Genomic DNA, 14207 nt, shown 5'->3' with positions numbered 1-14207 from the left:
GGGGCGTGAGCCGCATGGATGCGGCGACCGAGCTTACATGGGTGAGGGCGCTTTGCTTGCGAAGCACTGCTTCGCAAGCGCCCGAACGCACAGCCGCCAGCGGCTGGGCCGGGCCCCGGAGGGGGACTTGCAGCGTCCCCCGCAACCGGACCCACCCCGCCAACCCACAGGAACCCAGCTTATGACGTTGCTGTTGAGGTTGCCGGCCAGCGGCCGGCACTACCGCAGGTGCAGGGTGCAACCCTGCAAAACAAACACAACCCTACGCCAGCGTCGGTTGTGCATTCGGCCCCCGCGCACTACGATCCTGCGGTTCGCGCGCGCAGGCGCGCGCCCGTATTCCTGCTGAGCGCCCCGTGCGCCGCATCTGCCAACCCGAGGTATCCATGGTCATCAAACCGCGCGTCCGCGGCTTCATCTGCGTCACCACCCACCCGACCGGCTGCGAGGCCGCGGTCAAGCAGCAGATCGACTACATCCGCGCGCGTCCGCCGATCCAGAACGGCCCCAAGCGCGTGCTGGTGATCGGCGCCTCCACCGGCTACGGCCTGGCTGCGCGCATCACCGCTGCCTTCGGCAGCGGCGCCGCGACCCTGGGCATCTTCTTCGAGCGCCCGGGTACCGAATCCAAGCCGGGCACCGCGGGCTGGTACAACTCGGCCGCGTTCCACAAGTACGCCGACGAAGCCGGCCTGTACGCCAAGAGCATCAACGGCGATGCCTTCTCCGATGAAGTGAAGGCGAAGACCATCGAAATGATCAAGGCCGATCTCGGCCAGGTCGACCAGGTCGTCTACAGCTTGGCGGCGCCGCGTCGCAAGCACCCCAGGACCGGTGAAGTCATCAGCTCCACGCTGAAGCCGATCGGCGAGCCGATCACCCTGCGCGGCCTGGATACCGACAAGGAAGTAATCACGGAAACCACCCTGCAGCCGGCTACCCCGGAAGAGATCGCTGGCACCGTCGCGGTGATGGGTGGCGAAGACTGGCAGATGTGGATCGACGCGCTGGCCGACGCCGGCGTGCTGGCCAACGGCTGCACCACCACGGCCTTCACCTACGTGGGCGAAGAGATCACCCAGGCGATCTACTGGAACGGCTCGATCGGCGCCGCCAAGAAGGACCTGGACACCAAGGTGCTGGGCCTGCGCGAAAAGCTGGCGAAAATCGGCGGCGACGCGCGCGTGTCGGTGCTGAAGGCCGTGGTTACACAGGCCAGCTCGGCCATTCCGACCATGCCGCTCTACCTGTCGCTGCTGTTCAAGGTGATGAAGGAAAAGGGCACCCACGAAGGCTGCATCGAGCAGCTGGACGTGCTGTACGACATCCTCTACGGCGGCAAGGCCGACGGCGTGGCGATCGATCGCCTGCGCCACGATCTGGTCGATGGCGATGGCCATACCGTCGCGCTGGTCGACGAGGAAGGCCGCCTGCGTGCCGACTACAAGGAAATGGCGGCAGACGTGCAGGGCAAGGTGGTCGCGCTGTGGCCGCAGGTCACCAATGAGAACCTGTACGAGATCAGCGACCTGGCCGGCTACAAGGCCGACTTCCTGCGCCTGTTCGGTTTTGGCGTGGAGGGTGTCGACTACGAGGCCGACGTCAATCCGGACGTGAAGATCGACAATCTGGTCGACATGACCTGATCAATGAAAAGGCCGGCGAAAGCCGGCCTTCTCTTTTGGTGGGGCCGGCCGCTGGCCGGCAACCCTGGGGACCAAGGACGCCGGCCAGCGGCCGGCACTACCGCGGTCACCCGAACTCGAACCCCATCTCCGGCAGCGCCGGGCCGACGAAGTCGCCCTGCACGTAATCCACGCCGGCACTGAACAGCAGGGTCATCGAATTGGCGTCGCTGACGAACTCGGCGATGGTGCGGATGCCGGCCTCCTGCGCGCGTGCGGTGATCTGGCTGATGCGGTCGATGTTCTCGCGGGTGGCCGCCAGATCGCTGGTGAAACCGCGGTCCAGCTTGAGGAACTGCGGCTGGAAGTGGGCGAGCAGCTGGAACGAGTCCAATCCCGAACCGAACTGCTCCAGCCCGATGCGGCAGCCCAGTGGCGCCACTTCGGCAAGGAACTGCTGCGCACTGCGCAGGTGGGTGAACACCTTCGCTTCCGGCGCATGCAGCCACAGCCGTTCGCCGGGCACGCCCTGCGCCTGCAGCTCGCGCCGCAGGGTGGCGATCATCTCTGGGTCGTCGAACGATTCCGGCGTCACCTTCACCAGTACCTGGGTGGCGTGGCCCTGGCGTGCGCGCTGACCCAGTACGGCGATGGCCTGCGAAACCACCCAGCGGTTGATCTCCGCCAGCAGGCCGTACTCCTCGGCGATGCCCAGGAACGCGGTCGGGCTCAGCAGTTCGCCGTTGTGCTCCAGGCGCAGGTAGGCCTCGTACAGCTCCAGCGGCTCGCCCTGCAGGTTCAGCACCGGCTGGTAGTGCAGCTGGAAGCCGTCGCCGGCCAGTGCTTCACGGATACGGGTGACCCAGCGCAGCACGCGTTCTTCCTCGACGCGGTCGGCCGCAGCCGGGTCGAAGATGCGGCAGGTATTGCCCAGTTCGGCGGCGGCATGCGTGCACTCGCTGGCGCGTGCGAGCACCTGGCCGATGCTGGCGATCTTCTCGCCCACCTGCACGCCACCGATGCTGACCGTCACCGTAGCCGAGCGCGCGCCGATGCTGAACACATGCGCTGCATACGCTTCGCGGATGCGCTCGGCCAGTGCCACGGTCTGCGCGTAGGGCCCGGCCTGCAGCACGGCGAAATTGTGTTCGCCGAAGCGGGCCAGCTGCGCGTCCTCGCCAACGACCTCGGCCAGCAGGCCGGCAAGGGCGCCGATCAGCGCGTCGGCCGAGGCCAGGCCGATGTCCGGGAGCAGGCGCGCGTAGTGGTCCGGCTCGATCAGCAGCAGGCCGAACTGGCCTTCGCTGCGCCCGGCCTGTGCCACTGCGCTTTCCAGCTGCAGCATGAAGGTCGGGCGGTTGAGCAGGCCCGTGACCTGATCGCGCTGGCGCAGGTCCTCGACCTCGCGGGCCAGCTCCGGATCGAACTCCATGCGGCGGCGAAGCACCACCTGCAGGCAGGATTCGCCTTCGTAGGTGGCAGCGGTGAATTCCATGGTTGCCGCGAACGTACTGCCATCCTCGTGGCGGGCATCGAGCTGGTACTGCGGCGGCGGCGCCTCGCCACGGCTCAGGCCCTTCAGCAGCTGCTTGAAGCCTTCCACATGCTGCGCGGCGACCATGTCCAGCAGCGAGATGCCTTCGATGTCGTCGAACTGCTCGTAGCCGAACATTTCCAGGTAGGCATCGTTGGCACGGATGTGCATGCCTTCGTGCACGTAGGCGATGGGATCGCGCGAAGAGGCGATCAGCGCATCGCAGCGGCGCTCGGTCTCGCGCATCTGCGCCTCGATGCGGCGCAGGCCGCGACGGGCCTGCAGGTCCACCCATTGGTCGCGGACCACGGCCAACAGATGCTCGGAGCGCTGGCGCAGGGCGAGGGCACGGATGCCGTGGCTGCTGGCCTGCACCAGCTCGTCCTCGTCGATGCGATCGGCCAGCAGCACCAGCGGAATGTCCTTGCCGCTGGCGGCGATGTGCTGGGCCACCAGCGGCAGCGGGATGCCCTGCGAGGGGGACGCCAGCACCAGGTCGATGGCCTGGCTGGACAGCACCTGGGACAGCTCGGCCGCATCCTGTGGACGCCAAGGGCGCACCGCGATGCCGCTGTTGCGCAGCGTGCTGACAATGGCTTCGGCATTCTCGCCGCTGTCATCGACGATCAGCAGGCGGATGGTGATGTCGTTCGCGTTCTGCATGCACTGCTCCCCAATCTGCGAATCTAGATACACGATGCGCGGCGAACCGTCCATGCGCGCGCCCCTTGCACGCATCGAACGGCGATCTGGTTCACACCACGCCACCGGCCGCGTGGCCGCTGGCCCAGGCCCACTGGAAGTTGTAGCCGCCCAGCCAGCCGGTCACATCCAGCACCTCGCCGACGAAATGCAGGCCGGGTACGCGCTTGGATTCCATCGTCGAGGACGACACCTCAGCGGTATCCACGCCGCCCAGGGTGACTTCGGCGGTGCGATAGCCCTCGGTGCCGCTGGCCACCAGCGGGAACGCGCCCAGCAGCTGCGCGGCCTGGCGCAGCACCGGCTCGTCCAGCTGGCGCACGGGCCGGTCGGGCAGCCAGTGCTCGCACAGGCGCTGCGCCAGCCGCTTCGGCAGTACCTCGGCCAGCACCGTGCGCAGCTCGGCGGCCGGGCGCTCGCGCTTCATCTGGCGCAGCCACTCGCCGGCATCCTGGCCGGGCAGCAGGTCCAGCTCCAGCGCATCGCCGGGTTGCCAGAACGAGGAGATCTGCAGGATCGCCGGGCCGCTCACGCCGCGATGGGTCAGCAGCATGAAGTTCTGGAAGCTCTTGCCGTTGCAGCGCGCCTCGATCGGCAGGGCGACACCACTCAGATCAGCCAGCCGTTCCTGGTGCTTGCCGCTGAGTGTCAGCGGCACCAGCCCGGCGCGGGTCGGCAGCACCTGATGGCCGAACTGGCGGGCAATCTCGTAGCCAAAGCCGGTGGCGCCCATGCTCGGAATCGACAGGCCGCCGGTGGCCACCACCAGCGAGGCGCTGTGGAACAGGCCATGGGTGGTGTGCACGCGGAAACCGTCGCTGCCGTGCTCGATGCGCTGCACGCTGCACCCGGTGCGGATCTGCGCGCCGGCCGCCTGGCATTCGTCCACCAGCATCTTCACGATCTGCTTGGACGAGATGTCGCAGAACAGCTGGCCCAGCTCCTTTTCGTGATAGGCGATGCCGTGCTTGCTGACCAGCTCGATGAAGTGCCAGGGCGTGTAGCGCGCCAGCGCCGATTTGCAGAAGTGCGGGTTGGCCGACAGGAAGTTGGCCGGGGTGGTGCCGGTGTTGGTGAAGTTGCAGCGGCCACCGCCGGACATCAGGATCTTCTTGCCGACCTTGTTGGCATGGTCGATCACCTGCACCTGGCGGCCGCGCTGGCCAGCCGTGATCGCGGTCATCAGCCCGGCCGCGCCGGCGCCGATGACCACCACGTCGCAACGGATCGTGCTCATGCCTTGGCGCGCTTGCGCCAGTTCGGGACCACGTCGAGCTGCATCTGATCGTTGAGCAGCTGCACTTCACCGTCCTGGATCAGCACGCTCCAGCGCATCGCGCGCTGGATCTGCTGGCCCCACAGTTCGACGAAGGCACCATCGAGGTCAACCACCGACAGGTTGTCGAAGCGCGCCAGGCCCTTGCCCTGCTTGCCCCACCAGATCTCCGAGGCGTTGCCGCCGTAATTGACCACCTGCACCTGTCGGCTGCGGTTGCTGGCCTTGCGGATGCGGGATTCGTCGGGATGGCCCAGGTCGATCCATTGCAGGATGTCGCCGGTGTAGTCGTGTTCCCACAGGTCCGGCTCATCGTCGGTACTCAGGCCGCGGCCGAATTCCAGGCGGTCGCCGGCGTTCAGCGCGAAGGCGAGCAGGCGCACCATCAGTCGTTCGTCGGTCTCGGACGGGTGCTGGGCCAAGGTCAGGTTGTGGGTCGCGTAGTAGCCGCGATCCATGTCGCTGATCTGCAGTTCGGCCTTGCGGATGGTGGCGGTAAGAGCCATGGGGGATCCGTGGACTAAAGACGTCAATGATAGAGGTTTGCTCCAAGGGTGTCCGTTGCCGGGCTGTCTGCGCAGCGTCAACGGTGGCACTCTTGGCGCTCTTTCCCGTGGCCGGAATGGACGCCATGACCCTGCCCAGCCACCTGCAGCTGCCCCCCGGCCACTGGCCCAGCCTGCTCGATGGCCTGTGCGCGCGTTTCCCGCGCATCGGTCGCGCGCAATGGCAGGACCGCTTCGCCCGAGGCCGTGTGCAGGATGCGCAGGGCAGGGCACTGGCGCCGGACATGCCCTGGCAGGTGGGGCTGGAAATCCAGTACTTCCGCGAGGTTGCCGACGAGCCGGTGATTCCCTTCGCCGAGACCATCCTGCATCTGGATGCGCACCTGCTGGTGGCCGACAAGCCGCACTTCCTGCCGGTAACGCCGGCCGGTGGGTATGTGCGCGAAACCCTGCTGTCGCGCTTGGTCGCACGCACCGGCAACACCGAACTGGCGCCGTTGCACCGCCTGGACCGGCTGACCGCCGGCCTGGTGCTGTTCTCGACCCAGGCAGCCACGCGCGATGCCTATCAGCGGCTGTTCCGCGAGCGGCGCATCGAGAAGACCTATGAGGCGTTGGCACCGCCGCTGCCCGGGCTGGCGTTTCCGTTGCTGCGGGACAGTCGTCTGGTGCCGGGGGAGCCGTTCTTCCGCATGGCCGAAGTGCCGGGCGAGCCCAATGCGCGCAGCCTGATCGAGCCGATCGAGGCCGAAGGGCCGGTCTGGCGCTACCGGCTGAAGCCGGAAACCGGTCGCAAGCATCAGCTGCGCGTGCACATGGCCGCGCTGGGCGCCCCCATCGAGGGCGATGACCTGTATCCGCAGCTGAGGCCGCGCCGGGATGACACGTTCGAGTCGCCCCTGCAGCTGCTGGCGCAGGGGCTGGCCTTCGATGACCCATTGAGCGGGGAGCCACGGCGGTTCAGCAGCCAGCGCCGCCTGTGCCTGCCCGGCCAGAGCGGGTAGGGCCGTTCAGCGAACCGGGCGCCGCGCCAGCCAGCGGTCCAGCTCGGCGGCGAACAGCTGCCGGTCGCGCTGGCCCAGTGGCGGCGGGCCGCCGGTCTGGACCCCGGCGCCGCGCAGTTCTTCCATGAAATTGCGCATCGACAGCCGCTCGGCCATGTTGTTCGGCGTGTACAGCTGGCCGCGCGGGTTCAGCGCCACAGCCTTCTTCTCCAGCACCAGCGCGGCCAGCGGGATGTCCTGGGTGACGACCAGGTCTCCGGCAGCGACCCGTTCGACGATGGCGCTGTCGGCCACGTCCAGGCCCTGGGGCACTTGGATCGAACGCAGCCAGCGTGAGGGCGGGGTCCGGATCCACTGGTTGGCGACCAGAGTCAGCTCGATGCCAACGCGTTCAGCGGCACGGAACAGGATGTCGCGGATGACGGTGGGGCAGGCGTCCGCGTCCACCCAGATGCGGGGGAGGGCGGGTTCAGCTTGGGTTTCAGCTTCAGTCATTTACCCAGTGTAGGGTAGGAAAATCCTGAATGGGGACTCGGGGTTAGCCTCGATCGGCTGCCAGCCCTTGTCACGTCTAGCGGGCGGGGCCAGCCGATGAACGTCCGGGCTATCGCTTTTTGCAGAAAACACGCGTATCGTTCGTCCCACTGTGTTTGCTAGGGTCACCGTGAATCGTGGCCTGGTGCAGTTGATCTCACGATCCGCTCATCGATCCGCTTTACCAACGCCTGCAACTCAGTCTCGGTCCCGATACCCGGTGGCTGCGATTTTTTCAACATGTGTTTCAGGAGTTAGTCAAATGTCTGATCGTCAGACCGGCACCGTCAAGTGGTTCAACGACGCCAAGGGCTTCGGCTTCATCACCCCGGAAAGCGGCCCGGACCTGTTTGTGCACTTCCGTGCCATCCAGGGCACCGGCTTCAAGACCCTGCAGGAAGGCCAGAAGGTTACCTTCATCGCCGTCCAGGGCCAGAAGGGTATGCAGGCTGACCAGGTGCAGGCGGTCTAATCCGTCTGCTACCGTTTGGTAGCCAGAACGCCGGAAGCGAAAGCTTCCGGCGTTTTTTATTGCCTGCTGCTTTGTCGAGTCGAGATTGCTCGACTGTCTCTGGAAAGCAGTCGAGCACGCTCGACTCTACAAAGGGCATGCAGCTGGCGCGGTACGATGCAGGCCTCCCCAAGGATCATCCCCATGCGCATCGTCCACCACCTGGAAAACTCCCGTTCCCTGCGTGTGCTGTGGATGCTGGAGGAGCTGGGGCTGGACTACGAACTGCGCCGTTATCCCCGCGATCCGAAGACGCTGCTGGCACCGCCCGAACTGCGCAACGTGCATCCGCTGGGCAAGTCGCCGGTGCTGCAGGATGGCGAGCTGGTACTGGCCGAGTCCGGCGCGATCCTCGACTACCTCGCAGACCGCTACGACACCCAACGCCAGCTGTCGCCGTCACCGATGCCGGCCGATGGCGCCGAGCGCATTGCCTACCGCTATTGGCTGCACTACGCCGAAGGCTCGGCGATGCCGCCGCTGCTGCTGACCCTGGTGATGGGCCGCATCCGCAACGCGCCGATGCCGTTCTTCGCCCGCCCGATCGCGCGCAGCATCGCCGACAAGGCCGAGCGTGGCTTCATCGGCCCGCAGCGACGACTGCACCTGGACTGGATGGAGCGCCGCCTGTCTGAAAGCCCATGGTTCGCCGGCGAACGCTTCAGTGCGGCCGACATCCAGATGAGCTTCCCGATCCAGGCGGCCGCCGCGCGCGGCGGTGGCCTCGACGACAAGCCGGCGCTGCGTGGCTTCCTCAAGCGTATCGGCGAGCGCCCGGCCTACCAGCGTGCAGAGGCCCACGGCGGTCATCTGCAGGCGCTCAGCGGCAATTGAGGCGGGCGGCGGTCGTCCCCATCTTCAGCACCATGGATACCGACAGTCCCCGTTTCGACAACCGCCTGCTACACACCCTGCCGGGCGACCCCGAATCCGGCCCGCGCCGCCGCGAAGTGATGGGCGCGGCCTGGTCGCCGGTGATGCCGACTCCAGTGGCGGCGCCCACGCTGCTGGCCTGGGCGCCGGACGTCGCCGCGATGCTTGGCTTCGATACCGCTGAAGTCGAAAGCGAAGGCTTCGCGCAGGTGTTCGGCGGCAATGCGCTGTACGCCGGCATGCAGCCGTGGGCGGCCAATTACGGTGGCCATCAGTTCGGCCACTGGGCGGGCCAGCTCGGCGACGGCCGCGCGATCTCGCTGGGCGAACTGGTCGCACCGGATGGCCGTCATTGGGAACTGCAGCTGAAGGGTGCTGGTCCCACGCCGTATTCGCGGGGTGCTGATGGCCGCGCAGTGCTGCGCTCATCCATCCGTGAATTCCTGTGCAGCGAAGCGATGCATCACCTGGGCGTACCGACCACGCGCGCGCTGTCGCTGGTCGGCACCGGCGAAGACGTGGTACGCGACATGTTCTACGACGGCCACCCGCGTGCCGAGCCCGGCGCCATCGTGTGCCGGGTATCGCCCTCGTTCCTGCGCTTTGGTTCATTCGAACTGCCAGCGTCACGCGGCGAAACTGCCTTGTTGCGGCAGCTGGTCGACGCGTGCATCGCCCGCGACTTTCCGGAGCTTGAAGGGCAGGGTGAGGCGCTGTACGGCGACTGGTTCGCGCAGATCGCGGTGCGCACTGCCGAGATGATCGCGCACTGGATGCGCGTCGGTTTCGTGCATGGCGTGATGAACACCGACAACCTGTCCGTGCTCGGCCTCACGCTCGACTACGGTCCTTATGGCTGGGTCGAGGACTTCGACCCGGACTGGACGCCGAACACCACCGACGCACAGGGCCGCCGTTATCGTTTCGGTACCCAGCCGCAGGTGGCGTACTGGAACCTGAGCCGGTTGGCGCAGGCGCTGTCGCCGTTGTTTGCCGATGTGGCGCCGCTGCAGGCCGGTCTGGCGGCCTACCAGTCCACCTTCGTGGCCTGCACCCGACGCGATGCCGCAGCCAAGCTGGGCCTGGCCGCCGCCGACGATGACGACCTGGGGCTCTACCAGCGCTGGCAGCAGCTGATGCAGGACGGCGGCATGGACATGACCCTGGCCTGGCGTGCGCTGATGCGGGTTGATCCAGCGGCGCCAGACGTGGGCGTGCTGGATGCGGTGTACTACGACGAGTCGCGCCAGCAGGCGGTGCAGGCGCCGTTGCAGCAGTGGCTGCAGGACTACGCGGCGCGGTTGCAGGCCGATCCACTTTCGGCCAGTGAGCGCGCGGCGAAGATGGCCAAAGCCAATCCGCTGTATGTGCTGCGCAACTGGCTGGCCCAGGAGGCGATCGACCGCGCAGAGCAGGGTGACCTCGGCGGTGTTCACGCACTGCAGGACGTGCTGCGCGATCCATACACCGAGCGTGCGGGGCTGGAACACTTCGCCGGCAAGCGCCCGGCGTGGGCAGACAACCGCGCTGGCTGCTCGATGCTGTCCTGCAGTTCCTGAGGGGGGGGGCGGCAGGGCTGCGCCCTGCACCTGCAGAGGCCACCGCGCAAGCAACGGCCAAAGCCAAAGCGGCTCTGGATTGCTGATGGTCTGGCGGGACGGTGTGGGGCTGCAGGACACGCCGTAAACCCGTCCATGGGGGCTCGATGGCGCCATCCATGGCGCCAACGGTCCTGCAGCCCCACACCGGCCCACCTCCGACAGATTCCCGCGGCTGTTGGTAGGTGTCGACCTTGGTCGACACGGTAGATCCACGCCATGCGTGGATGCTCTTCGTTCAATCTTCGAAATACTCGATTTCGATGAAGATTCATCCAGACATGGCGTGGACCTACAGAACGCAATGCCCGACAGATCGCAGAAATCTGTCGAAGGCGGGGTGGGTCCGGTTGCGGGAGTGTCCGCGGCATGGATGCCGCGGCCAAGCCCCCATGGATGGGTCTACGGCGTCTCCCGCAACCGGACCCACCCCGCCATCCCACAGGAAACCCGCTGTTGCCTTTGCTGTTGCTGTTGCTGTTGCTGTTGCCGTTGAGGTTGCTGGCCAGCGGCCGGCACTACCGCAGGCGCCGGGCGCAGCCCGGCCGAACACCCCCAACAGGCAGGCGGCGCCCGGAACAGGTACCCTATGCCGCCATCAGATAGCCAATGTGACATGACCGACGCCATCGTCGCTCCGCAGTGGGCCTCCCGCCTGCGCGACATCGCCGACTTCCCCAAGCCCGGCATCCTCTTCAAGGACATCATGCCGCTGCTCGCCCATGGCGAGGACTTCCGCGGTGCCATCACCGCGATGGCCGACCGTTGGCGCGACCAGAAGCTGGACGCGGTGATCGGTATCGAATCGCGTGGCTTCATCCTCGGCGCCGCGATGGCGCTGGAACTGGGCGTGGGCTTCGTGCCGGTGCGCAAGCCGGGCAAGCTGCCGGGACAGGTGCTGCGCGAGGAATACACGCTGGAATACCGCAGTGACTGCATCGAAGTGCACGCCGACGCCCTGCCGGCCGGGGCCCGCGTGGCGATCATCGACGACGTGCTGGCCACCGGCGGCACGCTGGTCGCTGCGCTGTCGCTGGTGCGCCGCCTGGGCGTTGACGTGGTCGGTGCCGGCGTACTGGTCGAACTGGACGGCCTGGGTGGTCGCGCCCGCTGGGAATCGGATCTGCCGCTGCACACCGAACTGGTGTTCTGATCGAAGGGCAGGTGCCAACCAAGGTTGGCATCTACCAGAGCGAATGGCCGGGAACCGGTAGTTGCCAACCTTGGTTGGCAGCGCTTTTCGCGATTGACGCCACGGATGGGCCAACCAAGGTTGGCCACTACCAGGTCAGATCATTGCCAACCGTGGTTGGCAACGCTGCTTCAATCACATCATCCGCACGCGGAAACGACGGCCCTTGATCTTGCCGGCTTCCAGTTTCGCCACGGCCTTGTTGGCCTGCTCGCGCGCGATCGCCACGTAGGAGCGGGTCGGGAAGATCGCGATCTTGCCGATGAACTTGCTCGACAGGCCGGCATCACCGGTCAGCGCACCGAGGATGTCGCCTGGGCGCAGCTTGTCGGTCTTGCCACCGTCGATCCGCAGCGTGCGCATCGCGGCCTGCGGCAGTTCGGCCGGGCGCGAGGTTGCCAGCGGCGTCTTCTGCCAGTCCAGCGGCTGCCCCATCTGCGCTTCGATGGCTTCGGCGCGGGTCTTCTCGCGGCCGGCCACCAGGCTGATCGCCAGGCCACTGGCACCGGCACGGCCGGTACGGCCGACGCGGTGCTGGTAGCTTTCCACGTCGGTCGGAAGCTCGTAATTGATCACTGCCGCCAGCTCTTCCACGTCCAGGCCACGTGCGGCCACGTCGCTGGCCACCAGTACGTTGCAGCTGCGGTTGGCCAGCAGCAACAACACTTCCTCGCGGTCGCGCTGCTCCATGTCGCCATGCAGGGCCAGTGCGGAGAAGCCGAACTGCTGTAGCGAGTTGGCCACTTCGTCCACATCCTTGCGGGTGTTGCAGAACACCACCGCCGATTCCGGCGTGTACTTCAGCAACAGGCCGGCCAGCGCCTTCTGGCGATGCGCCGGTTCCACCTCGCAGAACAGGTGGCGGATGGCTGGTGCCTGGTCGGCGCCTTCCACGGTCACTTCCACCGCATCGCGCAGCAGGTCACGCGCCATGGCGCGGATGCTGTCGGGGAAGGTGGCCGAGAACAGCAGGCTCTGGCGGTCCCTGTGGGTGCGGCCGGCGATCTCGCGGATCGGCTCCTCGAAGCCCATGTCGAGCATGCGGTCGGCCTCGTCCAGCACCAGCGTGCGCACCGCGCCAAGATTCAGCGCGCGCTTGCGTGCCAGCTCCTGCACGCGGCCGGGCGTGCCGACCACCACGTGCGGGTCATGGCCTTCCAGCGAGGCCAGCTGCGGGCCCAGCGGCACGCCGCCGACCAGCAGCAACAGCTTCAGGTTGGGGATGCCGGTGGCCAGCTTGCGGATCTGCTTGCCGACCTGGTCGGCCAGTTCGCGGGTCGGGCACAGCACCAGCGCCTGCACGCGGATCAGGCTGGGGTCGATGGCCTGCAGCAGGCCCAGGCCGAAGGCGGCGGTCTTGCCGCTGCCGGTCGGCGCCTGTGCGATCACATCGCGGCCATCCAGGATGGCCGGCAGGCTCTGCGCCTGCACGGGGGTGAGGGTGGTATAGCCGAGGGCATCCAGGCCGGGCTGCAGGGCCGGGCTCAGCGGCAGGGTCGAGAAGTCAGTCATGGCACATTGTACCTGCCTGCACGGCCGGTCCCGCCCAGTGGGGTGGGGACGGATCCCTTTCCGCAAGAAAGGGCTTTGACCCCGTCGGAGTCGTCATCCACGGATGGCGTGAATACACCGGGGGGCATCCACGCATGGCGTGGATCTACTGGCAGGTGCCGACCCTGGTCGGCACGCTCCTGATCAGCCCAGCACCGCCAGCACACCCTGGTGGATTGCCAGGCCACCGAACAGCAGCCAAGCGAACAGGATCAGCGCCAGCAGCAGCGGCTTCAGGCCTGCCTGGCGCAGCGCCGAGACGTGGGTGGCCAGGCCCAGCGCGGCCATCGCCATCGCCAACAGCACCGTGTCCAGCTGCACCAGCCCGGCCTGCAGGCCGGCCGGCAGCAGATGCAGCGAGTTGAAACCGGCCACGGCCACGAAACCGAACGCGAACCACGGCACCACGATGCGCGCCTTGCTGCCATCGGCGCTGGCCTTGCCGCCACGGGCCAGCCACAGTGACAGCGCGATCAGGAACGGCGCCAGCAGCATCACCCGGACCATCTTGGTGATCACCGCCGTGTCAGCTGCCGCTTCGTTGACCGCACGGCCGGCCGCCACCACCTGTGCCACTTCGTGCACCGTGGCACCGGTAAACAGGCCGTACTGCCGCGCGTCCATTGCCAGCCAGCCGTGCGACTGCACCAGTGCATACAGCGCCGGGTACAGGAACATCGCCAGCGTGCCGAACACCACCACCGTCGAGACCGCGACGGTGACATGCGCAGCGCGGCCACGCACCACCGGCTCGGCGGCCATCACCGCTGCCGCACCGCAGATCGCGCTGCCAGCGCCGATCAGCATGGCTGCCTCGCGCTCCATCTTGAACACGCGCACGCCCAGCCAGCAAGCCAGGCCGAAGGTGCTGGCAACCACCAGCACGTCCATCAGCACGCCAGTGACGCCGACATGGCCGATGTCCTGGAAGGTCAGGCGCAACCCGTACAGCACGATGCCGGCGCGCAGCAGCCAGTGCTTGGAAAAGCCGACACCGGCCGCGCTGCCCGGTGCCAGCCGCGGGTAGAAGGTGTTGCCGACCACGATGCCGGCGACGATCGCCACGGTCAGCGCGCTCAAGCCGTGCGCCTGGAGCCACGGAAGCTCGGCCAGATACAGCGACGCCGCCGCGATCAGGCCTACCAGCACAAGGCCGGGCAGACGCGGCTGCCAGCGTTGGCGCAGGGCGGGCAGGGACCAGGGGGAGAGAGCAGGGGCATTCATGGCAGGGGCAGGGCTGGAGTGATGGGGCAAGCGTGCGCCCGGGACGATGACCTGTAAAACGAATAATATGGGTGAAA

Annotated in this window: 12 protein-coding genes; 6 read left to right on the top strand and 6 right to left on the bottom strand. The window is 67.1% G+C overall.

The genetic code is table 11. The features are described from left to right. Positions 1-386: 386 nt before the first annotated feature. A complete protein-coding gene (fabV, locus tag AC5P99_RS18330; protein WP_164223292.1) occupies positions 387-1646 on the top strand; it encodes an enoyl-ACP reductase FabV in 1260 nt (419 codons plus the stop codon). Between the two features lie 106 nt (positions 1647-1752). Here fabV and AC5P99_RS18325 read toward each other — a convergent pair whose 3' ends face one another. The 3 genes from AC5P99_RS18325 to AC5P99_RS18315 all read right to left on the bottom strand — a co-directional run bounded on the left by AC5P99_RS18325 (position 1753) and on the right by AC5P99_RS18315 (position 5643). Then, positions 1753-3822 (bottom strand): EAL domain-containing response regulator, encoded by a 2070-nt coding sequence (locus tag AC5P99_RS18325; RefSeq protein ID WP_005413024.1) that lies wholly within the window; start codon positions 3820-3822, stop codon positions 1753-1755. 91 nt (positions 3823-3913) lie between these two features. Then, on the bottom strand, positions 3914-5098 hold the full coding sequence (locus tag AC5P99_RS18320; protein WP_049449849.1) for a BaiN/RdsA family NAD(P)/FAD-dependent oxidoreductase: 1185 nt from the start codon (positions 5096-5098) through the stop codon (positions 3914-3916). Beyond that, positions 5095-5643 carry a YaeQ family protein gene (locus AC5P99_RS18315; protein ID WP_005409263.1) on the bottom strand — a complete coding sequence of 183 codons (549 nt, stop codon included), beginning with the start codon at positions 5641-5643 and terminating at the stop codon, positions 5095-5097. Before AC5P99_RS18315 ends, AC5P99_RS18320 begins: the two co-directional genes overlap by 4 nt. A gap of 125 nt (positions 5644-5768) precedes the next feature. Between AC5P99_RS18315 and AC5P99_RS18310 the strand changes: the two genes are divergently transcribed. Continuing rightward, complete coding sequence (locus tag AC5P99_RS18310; protein WP_108270147.1) at positions 5769-6647, top strand: pseudouridine synthase; 879 nt, start codon at positions 5769-5771, stop codon at positions 6645-6647. A 6-nt stretch (positions 6648-6653) separates the two neighbouring features. Here the strand turns inward: AC5P99_RS18310 and AC5P99_RS18305 are convergent, their stop codons facing one another. Further along, a complete protein-coding gene (locus tag AC5P99_RS18305) occupies positions 6654-7142 on the bottom strand; it encodes a YaiI/YqxD family protein (RefSeq protein WP_005409265.1) in 489 nt (162 codons plus the stop codon). A gap of 301 nt (positions 7143-7443) precedes the next feature. On the opposite strand from AC5P99_RS18305, the gene AC5P99_RS18300 reads away from it, so the two are divergent. The 4 genes from AC5P99_RS18300 to AC5P99_RS18285 all read left to right on the top strand — a co-directional run bounded on the left by AC5P99_RS18300 (position 7444) and on the right by AC5P99_RS18285 (position 11316). Continuing rightward, a complete protein-coding gene (locus AC5P99_RS18300; protein WP_004153307.1) occupies positions 7444-7653 on the top strand; it encodes a cold-shock protein in 210 nt (69 codons plus the stop codon). A 183-nt stretch (positions 7654-7836) separates the two neighbouring features. Next, on the top strand, positions 7837-8526 hold the full coding sequence (locus tag AC5P99_RS18295; protein ID WP_005409266.1) for a glutathione S-transferase family protein: 690 nt from the start codon (positions 7837-7839) through the stop codon (positions 8524-8526). Between the two features lie 32 nt (positions 8527-8558). Continuing rightward, positions 8559-10124, top strand: coding sequence for a protein adenylyltransferase SelO (locus AC5P99_RS18290; protein ID WP_088436123.1), 1566 nt, complete (start codon positions 8559-8561; stop codon positions 10122-10124). 655 nt (positions 10125-10779) lie between these two features. Further along, on the top strand, positions 10780-11316 hold the full coding sequence (locus tag AC5P99_RS18285) for an adenine phosphoribosyltransferase (protein WP_087803547.1): 537 nt from the start codon (positions 10780-10782) through the stop codon (positions 11314-11316). 174 nt (positions 11317-11490) lie between these two features. Here AC5P99_RS18285 and dbpA read toward each other — a convergent pair whose 3' ends face one another. Together dbpA and AC5P99_RS18275 are read right to left on the bottom strand one after the other, a co-directional pair. After that, positions 11491-12867: an ATP-dependent RNA helicase DbpA gene (gene dbpA / locus AC5P99_RS18280; RefSeq protein WP_049400095.1), complete on the bottom strand. Its 1377-nt coding sequence runs from the start codon at positions 12865-12867 to the stop codon at positions 11491-11493. A 183-nt stretch (positions 12868-13050) separates the two neighbouring features. Further along, positions 13051-14130, bottom strand: a complete 1080-nt coding sequence (locus AC5P99_RS18275; RefSeq protein WP_495213406.1) for a YeiH family protein — start codon at positions 14128-14130, stop codon at positions 13051-13053. Between the last annotated feature and the right edge of the window lie 77 nt (positions 14131-14207).

The sequence above is a fragment of the Stenotrophomonas sp. YJH_SMC_80 genome (assembly GCF_059372495.1).
This window is presented reverse-complemented; position numbering and strand designations above follow the sequence as displayed.

Excerpts from the sequence above, each read along its gene's own strand:
- AC5P99_RS18275 (WP_495213406.1), bottom strand. The coding sequence starts at position 14,130 with ATGAATGCCCCTGCTCTCTCCCCCTGGTCCCTGCCCGCCCTGCGCCAA.
- AC5P99_RS18300 (WP_004153307.1), top strand. The coding sequence starts at position 7,444 with ATGTCTGATCGTCAGACCGGCACCGTCAAGTGGTTCAACGACGCCAAG.
- AC5P99_RS18285 (WP_087803547.1), top strand. The coding sequence starts at position 10,780 with ATGACCGACGCCATCGTCGCTCCGCAGTGGGCCTCCCGCCTGCGCGAC.
- fabV (WP_164223292.1), top strand. The coding sequence starts at position 387 with ATGGTCATCAAACCGCGCGTCCGCGGCTTCATCTGCGTCACCACCCAC.
- AC5P99_RS18310 (WP_108270147.1), top strand. The coding sequence starts at position 5,769 with ATGACCCTGCCCAGCCACCTGCAGCTGCCCCCCGGCCACTGGCCCAGC.
- dbpA (WP_049400095.1), bottom strand. The coding sequence starts at position 12,867 with ATGACTGACTTCTCGACCCTGCCGCTGAGCCCGGCCCTGCAGCCCGGC.
- AC5P99_RS18295 (WP_005409266.1), top strand. The coding sequence starts at position 7,837 with ATGCGCATCGTCCACCACCTGGAAAACTCCCGTTCCCTGCGTGTGCTG.
- AC5P99_RS18325 (WP_005413024.1), bottom strand. The coding sequence starts at position 3,822 with ATGCAGAACGCGAACGACATCACCATCCGCCTGCTGATCGTCGATGAC.
- AC5P99_RS18320 (WP_049449849.1), bottom strand. The coding sequence starts at position 5,098 with ATGAGCACGATCCGTTGCGACGTGGTGGTCATCGGCGCCGGCGCGGCC.
- AC5P99_RS18315 (WP_005409263.1), bottom strand. The coding sequence starts at position 5,643 with ATGGCTCTTACCGCCACCATCCGCAAGGCCGAACTGCAGATCAGCGAC.
- AC5P99_RS18290 (WP_088436123.1), top strand. The coding sequence starts at position 8,559 with ATGGATACCGACAGTCCCCGTTTCGACAACCGCCTGCTACACACCCTG.
- AC5P99_RS18305 (WP_005409265.1), bottom strand. The coding sequence starts at position 7,142 with ATGACTGAAGCTGAAACCCAAGCTGAACCCGCCCTCCCCCGCATCTGG.